This window comes from Streptomyces massasporeus, from assembly GCF_014648995.1.
In the GTDB taxonomy this organism is placed as follows: domain Bacteria; phylum Actinomycetota; class Actinomycetes; order Streptomycetales; family Streptomycetaceae; genus Streptomyces; species Streptomyces massasporeus.
Map to the genome: position 1 here is coordinate 154159 of NZ_BMSE01000020.1, position 10100 is coordinate 164258.

Annotated in this window: 10 protein-coding genes and 2 pseudogenes; 6 read left to right on the forward strand and 6 right to left on the reverse strand. The window is 70.8% G+C overall.

Annotation, left to right across the window (positions count from 1 at the left end; all coding sequences use genetic code 11):
- Positions 1 to 100: 100 nt before the first annotated feature.
- On the forward strand, positions 101 to 874 hold the full coding sequence (locus IE153_RS33415; protein WP_189593471.1) for an NPP1 family protein: 774 nt from the start codon (positions 101 to 103) through the stop codon (positions 872 to 874).
- 139 nt (positions 875 to 1013) lie between these two features.
- Positions 1014 to 1949 (forward strand): hydroxymethylbilane synthase, encoded by a 936-nt coding sequence (gene hemC / locus IE153_RS33420; RefSeq protein WP_189593472.1) that lies wholly within the window; start codon positions 1014 to 1016, stop codon positions 1947 to 1949.
- Positions 1950 to 1973: 24 nt separating this feature from the next.
- Here hemC and IE153_RS33425 read toward each other — a convergent pair whose 3' ends face one another.
- The 3 genes and pseudogenes from IE153_RS33425 to IE153_RS33435 form a co-directional block, all read right to left on the reverse strand.
- A complete protein-coding gene (locus tag IE153_RS33425) occupies positions 1974 to 2495 on the reverse strand; it encodes a hypothetical protein (RefSeq protein ID WP_189593473.1) in 522 nt (173 codons plus the stop codon).
- Positions 2496 to 2687: 192 nt separating this feature from the next.
- A pseudogene (locus tag IE153_RS33430) lies at positions 2688 to 2969 on the reverse strand (ABC transporter permease); the annotation flags it as partial.
- Positions 2970 to 3031: 62 nt separating this feature from the next.
- Positions 3032 to 3481 (reverse strand): annotated as a pseudogene (locus tag IE153_RS33435) (MarR family winged helix-turn-helix transcriptional regulator); the annotation flags it as partial.
- A gap of 263 nt (positions 3482 to 3744) precedes the next feature.
- Between IE153_RS33435 and IE153_RS33440 the strand changes: the two are divergent.
- Positions 3745 to 4536 (forward strand): RNA polymerase sigma factor SigF, encoded by a 792-nt coding sequence (locus IE153_RS33440; protein WP_189593474.1) that lies wholly within the window; start codon positions 3745 to 3747, stop codon positions 4534 to 4536.
- 18 nt (positions 4537 to 4554) lie between these two features.
- Here IE153_RS33440 and IE153_RS33445 read toward each other — a convergent pair whose 3' ends face one another.
- A complete protein-coding gene (locus IE153_RS33445; RefSeq protein WP_189593475.1) occupies positions 4555 to 4875 on the reverse strand; it encodes an ANTAR domain-containing protein in 321 nt (106 codons plus the stop codon).
- Positions 4876 to 5121: 246 nt separating this feature from the next.
- Here IE153_RS33445 and IE153_RS33450 point away from each other — a divergent pair, with 246 nt between their 5' ends.
- A complete protein-coding gene (locus IE153_RS33450; RefSeq protein WP_189593476.1) occupies positions 5122 to 5925 on the forward strand; it encodes a VOC family protein in 804 nt (267 codons plus the stop codon).
- A 40-nt stretch (positions 5926 to 5965) separates the two neighbouring features.
- Here IE153_RS33450 and glgX read toward each other — a convergent pair whose 3' ends face one another.
- Both glgX and IE153_RS33460 read right to left on the reverse strand, forming a co-directional pair.
- Complete coding sequence (glgX, locus tag IE153_RS33455) at positions 5966 to 8119, reverse strand: glycogen debranching protein GlgX (protein ID WP_189593477.1); 2154 nt, start codon at positions 8117 to 8119, stop codon at positions 5966 to 5968.
- On the reverse strand, positions 8116 to 8628 hold the full coding sequence (locus IE153_RS33460) for a hypothetical protein (protein ID WP_031112475.1): 513 nt from the start codon (positions 8626 to 8628) through the stop codon (positions 8116 to 8118). Before IE153_RS33460 ends, glgX begins: the two co-directional genes overlap by 4 nt.
- A gap of 363 nt (positions 8629 to 8991) precedes the next feature.
- Here IE153_RS33460 and IE153_RS33465 point away from each other — a divergent pair, with 363 nt between their 5' ends.
- On the forward strand, positions 8992 to 9360 hold the full coding sequence (locus tag IE153_RS33465) for a DUF5133 domain-containing protein (RefSeq protein WP_189593478.1): 369 nt from the start codon (positions 8992 to 8994) through the stop codon (positions 9358 to 9360).
- A 74-nt stretch (positions 9361 to 9434) separates the two neighbouring features.
- On the forward strand, positions 9435 to 10100 hold a 666-nt coding region (locus IE153_RS33470; protein WP_189593479.1), incomplete at its 3' end, for a maltotransferase domain-containing protein.

Here is a 10100-nt window from a genome sequence, read left to right on the forward strand (position 1 = left end):
GAGATCCTCCACCCCTCTTGGCATGAACGCGTTCAACCTGGAAGCTGAACCTCCCTTTCCCCCACAGCCGTTGGGCTGCGCCCGGACCAAGGAGGACGCAGTGTCGTCACGCCCGTTCGCCCACCGCAGGAGATGGCTCACCGGAGCGGCCGGTGCCGCAGCCCTCGTCCTCGCCTTCCCGGCCACGGCCTTCGCGGCCCCTCCGCCGGCGCTGCCCGCCAACGCGGACGCGCTGGAGCAGACGTACCAGCCCGCCTACGACTACGACACCGACGGCTGCTACTCGAGCCCCGCCATCGGCCCGGACGGCGCCGTGAACGGCGGGCTCAACCCGACCGGTGCCCTGAACGGCAACTGCCGGGACGCCTCGGACCTCGACAACACCAACGGCTACGCGCGCTCCAAGTGCAACAACGGCTGGTGCGCGATCCTGTACGCGCTCTACTTCGAGAAGGACCAGGCCGTGGCCGGGAGCAGCATCGGCGGCCACCGGCACGACTTCGAGCACGTCGCGGTGTTCGTGCAGGACAACCAGGTGAAGTACGTGTCGACGTCCGCTCACGGCGGGTTCACGGTGCACGCGGCTTCCTCGGTCCGCTTCGACGGCACGCACGCGAAGATCGTCTACCACAAGGACGGTGTCAGAACCCACTGCTTCCGCGCGGCCAACTCCAATGACGAGCCGCCGGAGAACCACAAGCGCACCTGGCAGTACCCGGCGCTGGTCGGCTGGAACGGCTACCCGGCCGGGGTGCGCGACAAGCTCACGTCGTACGACTTCGGCAGCGCCAACTTCGGCCTGAAGGACGGCAACTTCGCCAATCATCTGGCGTCGGCCAAGCCCTCCGGCATCTCCTTCGACCCGTACGCCTGACGCCTGCGGACCCGGTCCGGCCGTCCGGCCGGGCCGGGTCGGCGCCGCGTGATCCGCTCGTCCCGAACTGACGCCCGATCCCCGGCGGTCGGAGGACGTACGGCACGAACGCCCCCGCGGAAGGGTCTATCGTGTCCGCATGTCCGTCCCCGAACTGATTCGCATCGTCTCCCGCGACTCCCCCATGGCCCTCGCCCAGGTGGAGCGCGTCCGGGCCGAGTTGGCCACCGCCCATCCCGGAGTGCGTACCGAGGTCGTGCCGGTGAAGACCACCGGCGACAAGTGGATGGGCGACCTCTCCCAGGTCGAGGGCAAGGGCGCGTTCACCAAGGAGGTCGACGCGGCGCTGCTGGCCGGCGAGGCCGACCTCGCCGTGCACTGCGTGAAGGACGTGCCCGCCGACCGGCCGCTCCCGGCGGGGACGGTGTTCGCCGCGTTCCTCAAGCGGGACGACATCCGTGACGCCCTGATCCACCCGGGCGGACTCACCCTGGACGAGCTGCCGGCCGGGACGCGGATCGGGACCTCCTCGGTGCGCCGGGTGGCGCAGCTGGCCGCCACGCATCCGCACCTGGAGTGCGTGCCGTTCCGCGGCAACGCCAACCGGCGTCTGGCGAAGCTGGCCGCCGGGGAGGCGGACGCCCTGCTGCTCGCGGTGTCCGGCCTGGAGCGCATCGGCCGCGAGGACGTGATCACCGAGATCCTCTCGACCGAGACGATGATGCCGCCCATCGGCGCGGGTGTGCTGGCGCTGCAGTGCCGCGAGGACGACGCCGCGCTGATCGACGCGGTGAGCGGTCTCGGCGACCCGGACACCTACCGTGAGACCACCGCCGAGCGCATGTTCCTGCATGTGCTCCAGGGGCACTGCAACAGCCCCATCGCCGGGTTCGCGCAGGTGGACCGCAGCGGCGAACTGTCCCTGCGGGCCTGCGTGTTCACCCCGGACGGCAAGACGCGTCTCAACGCCCACGAGTGGGCGGGCCGCCTCGACCCGGCCACGCTCGGCACCTCGGTCGCCGTGGCCCTGCTGCGTCAGGGTGCCCGCGAGATCATCGACGGCATCCCGCACTGACCTCCGCGACGCCCTGACGCCGGATCAGGCGGTGCCTTCCTCCGCCTGCTCCCGCAGGAAGACACTCACCTGGTGCGCCAGGCTGTCCCGCACCGCGCCCTGCTGGCCGCCGGCGGCTCCCTCGTGCGCCCCGATGCCGCCCGCCCACAGCCTGCGGCCGGTCCACTCCTCCTCGACGCGCAACTGCACCTGAACGTCCACGAGGCTCAACGAGGCCTCGGCACCGGCCGCGTACAGCACTGCGGTGGCCCGGCGCAGCGGATAGACGTCAAAGCCCTCGATGAACTGCGAGTTGCGCCAGTCGATGAAGGCGCTCTCCCCGTCCGGGCCGAGCCGGACGTCGATCTGGCCGTCCTCGAGGTGGACGCCGAGCTGGCGGTTGCCGCGGTTCTCGACCGTCACCCGGAGGCAGAAGTACGTCAGTCCGTCGGCGGCGTCGTCCCGGCCGCGGGGCGGCTCGGCCAGTTCCAGACGGTGGACGCGGACGCGCAGACCGGCATGCTCGTCGTACTCCTGCCAGTCCCCGACCACGTTCGGCTCGTACACGCTGCACCCTCTCGACCTCTGGAAGCTGCTTCCTATCTGTGGTCTCAGCGCACTGTCAAATGAGCAGAATGCGCTGTGGCCAGGCAGTTCATCCTTTTTGATCGGTGATCAAGCCGTGCCCAGCAGTTATCCGGAAACAACCGGAGAAAGCGCTTGCACCGGCGTGCCGCACATCACTTCCACGAGTGAAGATCAACGGGCCAGACGGCCCAGCAGGGCCGAGGCCGCGGTGACGCCGAGCGCGGCCGCCACGAACAGCACGGCGAAGCCGGACGCCAGATGGTGAGGGGTGCCGAGCAGGAGCCCGCGCAGGGCGTCGACCTCGTAACTGAGCGGGTTGGCCTTGCTGACGGCCTGGAGCCAGCCGTGCATCACGGACACCGGGTACAGGGCGTTGGAGCCGAAGAACAGCGGCATGGTGATCGCCTGCCCGATGCCCATGAGGCGGTCCCGGCTGAGGACGATGCCGGCGACGGCGTCGGCCGAGGGTGAGGTGGTCGCGTCGGTACCGGACGGGGCGGTGTCGGACGCCATGGCTCCTCGGCCTCCTCGTGCAGGGTGTCGGCCAGTTTGCGCAGGGCCGGGATCGCCGCGTGCAGCGCCCGGCGGTCCGGCTCGTCGAGGAGCGACACATGGCGGCGTACGAGCTCGGCGCGGCGGCGGCGCCACGCGCGCAGCCGTGTCCCGGCGGCGGCGGTGGGCAGCAGCCGGGCGGCCCGCCGGTCGGCCGGGTCGGTCTCGCGGACCAGGTAGCCCGCCTTCGCCAGCTGGTTGACCGGGGTGGACACCGAGTTGGCCGCCAGACCGAGGTCCTTGGCCGCGTCGGAGATGCCGATGCCGGGCCGGGTCACGACCAGACGGAGCAGTTCCACCTCGGCGCCGCGCAGCCGCGGGTCGGGCATCTGCCGTCGCAGTCGCCGCCGGATCAGCCGCTGGACACCGACGAGCGCGTCGGCCAGCTCTTCGGGAAAGGTCTCCGGCTCCATGCGGCCGAGATCAGCTCTGCGACAGAGGTAACCGGCCCAAGGTGAGGTCGAGCGAGGTCAAGAGACGCCCTCGAATTGAGCGCGGCCTTGAGAGCGCCCGCGTCCCCCAAATGCCGTATTGTCTGAATTGTCAGTGCTTCGGACAGGAGGCACGTGCGTGGGGAGCCGGCCGACCGGGCCCCCGGTGCTTTTCCGTGAGGTCCGAGGCCGCGTTTCCCACGGTGTCTGTCCCTACTCAGCACCTGCTCAGGGAGGTACGCACCATGCGTATCGCCGGCAGCACCCGAACGCACCCCCACGACGACGCCCCCGACACCGCCGCGGCGTTCGCGCGACTGGCACGGCTGCCTGAGGGGCCCGAGCGCAAGGCCCTGCGGGACGAGCTGGTCGAGGCCTGGCTCCCCATGGCCGAGCGGATCGCCGTCCGCTTCCGGGGCCGTGGCGAGGCCCTCGAGGACCTGTACCAGGTGGCGGCTCTCGGCCTGGTGAAGGCGGTCGACCACTACGACCCGGCCCGCGGCAACGCCTTCGAGGCGTACGCGGTACCGACGGTCACCGGGGAGATCAAGCGCCACTTCCGTGACCACATGTGGACACTGCACGTGCCCCGCCGGGTCCAGGACCTGCGCAACCGGGTGCGGCACGCCTCCAAGGAGCTGTCACAGACCACCCCGGGGCGCTCCGCCACGGTCGCCGAGATCGCCGAGTACGCCCAGCTCACCGAGGGCGAGGTGCGCACCGGCATGGAGGCCCTGGAGTGCTTCTCCGCGCTGTCGCTGGAGGCGGAGATGCCCGGGACCGACGGTTACGCCCTCGGGGACGCGATCGGCGGGCCCGACCCGGCCTTCGACATCGTCGTCAACCGCGTCGCCGTCAGGCCCTGTCTCGAGGCACTGCCCGAGCGCGAGCGGATCATTCTCTATCTGCGGTTCTTCAAGGGCATGACGCAGAGCCGCATCGCGGAGCAGCTCGGCATCTCGCAGATGCACGTCTCCCGCTTGCTGAGCAGCTGCTTCGCCCATCTGCGTGAGGAACTGCTGGCCGAGGCCCGGTGAAGCAGGCGCCGCCGGGGATCACCCCTCCGGCGGCGAGCCGGGGATCTGCGTCGGTCCGGCGCCGTCGAGGGCGTCTTCCAGGGCGGCCCGGATCTCCTCGGGCATCACGCCCGTGCGCCCCCAGACGAGGATCAGTTCCGCGACGTTGCGCAGCTTGATGTTGGTGTGCTGGGAGACCTCCTTCAGCACGGCCCACCCCTGGTCGGGGGAGATCCGGCCGAGCGCGACGACCATGCCGATCGCCTGGTCCACGACGGCGTGGGATACGACCGCCTCCTTCAGCTGCTGGACCTCTTCCTGCAACGCGAAGATCCGATCCGAGCCCCCGTCCGTGGGCATGGTCACCTCCGGGTCCGGTGCGCCGCTGCGCCCGAGGTCTCACCGGGTGCTTGAGTACCTTGACGCAGTGTCCGACCCATCCATCGTCCTCACTCGGCCCGCCCGGTGCCACCGGGGCGGACCAGGCCGGACGCCGTTTCGGCACCCTCGCCGGGGTACTCGGCAGGCGCCCGATGCGGTTCCGGTTGGACACTGGTGTCAATCCTCCGGTGGCTGCCAGGCCGACGAGATCAGGACGCGACTGCCATGAATCACGACATGCCCACCTCCTCCGGCACGAAGGACGTCGTCTCATCACACTCCGTGTTCGGCGCGCCCTGTTGGGTGAGCCTGACGAGCCGGGACGTCAAGGCGACCGAGGAGTTCTACGGCGCCGTGCTGGGCTGGCAGTGGCGGCCGGCCAAACTCGGCGACCGGTTCCGGATCGCGCTGGTCGACGGCTCGCCGGTGGCAGGGATCGCGGGGGTGGCGGCCATGTGGCAGATGGCCGTGGCGTGGACGCCGTACTTCGCGGTGCGCAGCGCGGACGAGGCGGTCGCGCGGGTGCAGGAGCGCATGGGCACGGTCGCGGTCGGACCGATCTCCCTGCCGCCTGGGCGGGCGGCGCTGCTGGCCGACCGGGACGGGGCCACGTTCGGCATCTGGGAGGGCGACCTCTTCACCGACTGGGAGACGTGGCGCAACGCCCAGCCGGCCTTCATCACGCTCCACACCCGTGACGCGTTCGACGCGGCGATCTTCTACGGCGAGATCCTCGAATGGGCGACACAGCGGCCCGGTTGTTGCGAGGTCCACTACGAGGGCGGCGAGGTCGTGCTGCGCAGCCGCGGGGACGTGGTGGCCCGGATCGACTCCGGTGCCCTGGAAGCGGCCCCCGACCCCGCGATCCGGCCGCACTGGCAGGTCCACTTCTCCGTCGACGACGTGGAGGCCTGCGCCCGCGCGGCGGAACTCCACGGCGGCAGCGTCCTGTCCAAGGGCAGCGACGAGGCCGTGCTGCGGGACCACGACGGCGCGCAGTTCACGGTGACCGCGCGCCGCGAGCACTGACCCGGGCCCGCTCCACGAGCACCGACCCGGGTCACTCCCCTCACTCCTTCTCGCGCGCCGCCCGTGACGGCCGGGACAGCAGGACCAGGCTGCGGGCGTCGACGGTGAGGCCCGTCCCCGCCTTGTGCTCCGCCTCGTCGGGCGTGCCCTCCGGGTCGGCCGTGTCGATGAGGGCCGTCCACCGTTCGCCGTAGGAGGCCTTCGGGAGGCGGAAGTCGACCGGCTCCCAGTGGCTGTTGAGCAGCAGCAGGAACGAGTCGTCGACGACCGGGCGGCCCCACGGGTCGGGTTCGGCGATGGCGTCGCCGTTGAGGAAGACGCCGACGGAGTGCGCGTCGCCGCGCTGCCAGTCGTCGTCGGTCATCTCGCGGGCGTCGGGCGCCAGCCACACCAGGTCGGGCAGCGGCTGGTCCGCCCGGGTCAGGGTCTCGCCGCGGAAGAAGCGGCGCCGGCGCAGTACGGGGTGTCCCGTGCGCAGCCGGATGAGGCACCGGGTGAACTCCAGCAGGTCGCGCTGCTCCTCGGTGAGCCGCCAGTCGATCCAGGAGATGTCGTTGTCCTGGCAGTAGGCGTTGTTGTTGCCGCCCTGGGTGCGCCCGAGTTCGTCGCCGTGGGAGAGCATGGGGATGCCCTGGGACAGCAGCAGCGTGGCGAGGAAGTTGCGCTGCTGGCGCGTGCGCAGCTCCCGCACGGCCGGGTCGCGGGTCGCGCCCTCGGCGCCGCAGTTCCAGGAGCGGTTGGTGCTCTCGCCGTCCTGGTTGTCCTCGCCGTTGTCCTCGTTGTGCTTGTCGTTGTACGAGACGAGGTCACGCAGGGTGAAGCCGTCGTGCGCGGTGACGAAGTTGACGCTGGCACGGGGCCGGCGCCTGCTGTGCTGGTACAGGTCGGAGGAGCCCGTGAGCCGGGAGGCGAACTCGCCGAGGGTGTGGTCCTCGCCGCGCCAGAAGTCGCGGACCGCGTCGCGGTACATTCCGTTCCACTCCGACCACAGCGGCGGGAAGTTGCCCACCTGGTAGCCGCCCTCGCCGACGTCCCACGGCTCGGCGATCAGTTTGACGCGGCTGATCACCGGGTCCTGCTGGATGAGGTCGAAGAACGCCGACAGCCGGTCCACCTCGTGGAACTGCCGGGCGAGCGTCGCCGCGAGGTCGAAGCGGAAGCCGTCGACATGCATCTCGGTCACCCAGTACCGCAGCGAGTCCATGATCAGCTGAAGGACGTAGGGGTGCCGCATCAGCAGGCTGTTGCCGGTGCCCGTGGTGTCGTAGTAGTGCTCCCAGTCGCCGTCGACCAGGCGGTAGTACGAGGAGTTGTCGATGCCGCGGAAGGACAGCGTGGGGCCCCTCTCGTTGCCCTCGGCGGTGTGGTTGTAGACCACGTCGAGGATCACTTCGAGCCCGGCCCCGTGCAGGGTCTTCACCATCTGCTTGAACTCGGCGACCTGTTCCCCGCGTGTGCCGTGGGCGGCGTAGCCGTTGTGGGGCGCGAAGAAGCCGATGGTGTTGTAGCCCCAGTAGTTCGCCAGGCCGCGGTCGTGCAGCACACCGTCGTGGACGAACTGGTGGACCGGCATCAGCTCCACGGCCGTGACGCCCAGGGAGGTCAGGTGGTCGACGACCGCGGGGTGCGCCAGCCCGGCGTAGGTGCCCCGCAGCTCCTCGGGCACCTCGGGGTGGGTGTGGCTCATGCCCTTGACGTGCGCCTCGTAGATCACGGTGTCGGCGTAGGGCCGGCAGGGCCGGGCGTCGTCGCCCCAGTCGAAGGCCGGGTCGGTCACGACGCCGAGCATGGTGTGCCCGGCGCTGTCGGCCGGGTCGGGGCCGGCGGGGTTGCGCTCGTAGAGCGAGGGGTGGTTGTCGATCTGTCCGTCCACCGCACGGGCGTACGGGTCGAGCAGGAGTTTCGCCGGGTTGCAGCGGTGCCCGGCGGCCGGGGCCCACGGCCCGTGCACGCGGTAGCCGTAGCGCTGGCCGGGGCCGACGCCGGGGAGGTAGCCGTGCCACACGAAGCCGTCGACCTCGTTCAGCGGCACCCGGGCGTGGGTGCCGTCGTCGTCCACGAGGACCAGCTCGACGCGTTCGGCGACCTCGCTGAAGAGCGCGAAGTTGGTGCCCTCCCCGTCGTAGGCCGCACCCAGCGGGTAGGGGCGCCCGCTCCAGGCGGACACCCCTTTCCGAGTCTGCCGGCGCGTCACCGGGCGTCCTCCAGGACGTCGCCCGGCGTACTGGCCGGTCCGGCCAGCTGCGCGACGCGCTCCTCGCGGGGCACGTCGAGACCCTCGCTCTCCCGCGGCGCGGGGGCGGTCGGCACCAGCGGGACGCGTTCACCGGCGCGGGCGCGCTGCGAGAACCAGATGACCTTGCTGCCGGTCTCGGTCGCACAGCAGCCCCAGCCGTCGCTCATCGCCGCGAGGTGCTCCAGGCAGCCTCGCAGCTCCTGGTCCGGGCGCAGGGCCCGGTCGTTGTCCCCGATGGCGGTGATCAGGTGCTGCCGGTTCCACCACATCTCGATCGACGTGTTCTTGTCCGTGGCGTGCTCGTCGATGGCGTTGAGCAGCATCTCGGCACCGCCGCAGACGGGCTGGACCAGGTTGTCCAGGTCCCAGAACTTCAGGTGAGCGGCCAGAATGCGGCTGACCTGTCCCACCCGTTCCGGGCTGACTTCCACGTCGAGGTGGTAGTAGCAGGGCACTGCGGTCTTCATCGGTCGGCTCTCCTCACCGCGAAGCTCAGTTCCTTCTCACTCCCGCGGTCTGCGGGACGTTCCCCGAACACGGAACGTGAGCGCCTCTCGCTTCTGAGTCACCCTCAGCCTGAGGGTGCTAGCCCGTTCGTGCAACACGAGCGCACGGTTGAGGCGGTATGGCACACAAGTGAGCGGGCCGAGATGGCCCGAACGGCGCAGAGGAGCGCCACTGGTTGAAGATCCAACAAGACGCTGCGTCGCCGCGCGTGCACCATGTGTGAAGAACTCGATCGCCGTTACGGATCCGTGCCGCTGTGCGCACGGCCGCCGTCCGACCGTCGGGAGACCGTGCCCCTCGAGCCCCGAAAGGTGATCGGCGCCATGCTGCTACCCGCCAAAGCCGAAGTCGCCCGGCAGTTGCGGCGTTACCGGGCCTGGGAACGCGTGATGCTCGCGGCACCGAACGACCGCACGGTGCGGACCACGTTCGAGGACTCCGGCTACACGCTCTGCGTGCTGATGGGCAAGCGCTGCGCACGGGAGGCGGCGGACGCGGCCGAGCGGTACCTGCGCACGAACCAGATCACGTATCTGGAGGAGCAGCAGATCACCTGCCTGCAGGAGCAGCACGTCACCTGTCTGCAGGAACCCGTCGAGCGGCCTCGTCCGGCCGCGGCGGTCCGACGCAGACCGCCGGCGGCGGAACGGAGATCCCCGGCCGCCGAGCGGAGATCCACCGCGGGAAGGTAGCGCCCTTCCCGCACTTCTTGTCCCCTGAACCGGGCCCCGCGGCCCGGCTTTCGAGCACGGTGGAGGTGAGGACCATGAGTAGGACCCGGGCCATCGGCCGTATCCCGGTACGGGACGTCCGCCCGGCCGTGGAGAGCGGCAGCCGGCCGGCGAAGGCGGTCGTGGGTGAGACGTTCGAGGTCACCGCCACCGTGTTCCGGGAGGGGCACGACGCGGTGGCCGCCCATGTCGTCCTGAAGGATCCCGAGGGCCGTCCCGGCCCGTGGACGCCGATGCGCGAGCTCGCCCCCGGCAGCGACCGGTGGGGCGCCGAGGTCAGCGCGAACGCCGTCGGCCGCTGGTCGTACCGGGTGGAGGCCTGGAGCGACCCGGTGGCCACCTGGCGCCACACGGCGGGCATAAAGATCCCGGCGGGCATCGACCCGGGCCTGGTCCTGGAGGAGGGCGCGGAACTCCACGAGCGGGCAGCGGCCGGCGTGCCGAAGGAAGCCGGCCGCGATGTGCTGCTCGCCGCCGCGGAGGCCTTGCGCGACGATTCGCTGCCCACGGCCGACAGATTCGCTGCGGCGCTGACGCCGGAGGTGGACGCGGTCCTGGAGCGGCACCCGTTGCGGGACCTGGTCACCAGCAGTGAGCCCCTGCCGCTCCTCGTGGAGCGTGAGCGGGCCCTGTACGGCTCCTGGTACGAGTTCTTCCCGCGCTCGGAGGGCACCCCCGAGCAGCCCCACGGCACGTTCCGC

Bases quoted from the DNA above. Each gene is read 5' to 3' on its own strand.
- hemC (WP_189593472.1), top strand. From the start codon at position 1,014: ATGTCCGTCCCCGAACTGATTCGCATCGTCTCCCGCGACTCCCCCATG.
- IE153_RS33465 (WP_189593478.1), top strand. From the start codon at position 8,992: ATGCTGCTACCCGCCAAAGCCGAAGTCGCCCGGCAGTTGCGGCGTTAC.
- IE153_RS33445 (WP_189593475.1), bottom strand. From the start codon at position 4,875: ATGCCCACGGACGGGGGCTCGGATCGGATCTTCGCGTTGCAGGAAGAG.
- IE153_RS33440 (WP_189593474.1), top strand. From the start codon at position 3,745: ATGCGTATCGCCGGCAGCACCCGAACGCACCCCCACGACGACGCCCCC.
- IE153_RS33460 (WP_031112475.1), bottom strand. From the start codon at position 8,628: ATGAAGACCGCAGTGCCCTGCTACTACCACCTCGACGTGGAAGTCAGC.
- IE153_RS33450 (WP_189593476.1), top strand. From the start codon at position 5,122: ATGAATCACGACATGCCCACCTCCTCCGGCACGAAGGACGTCGTCTCA.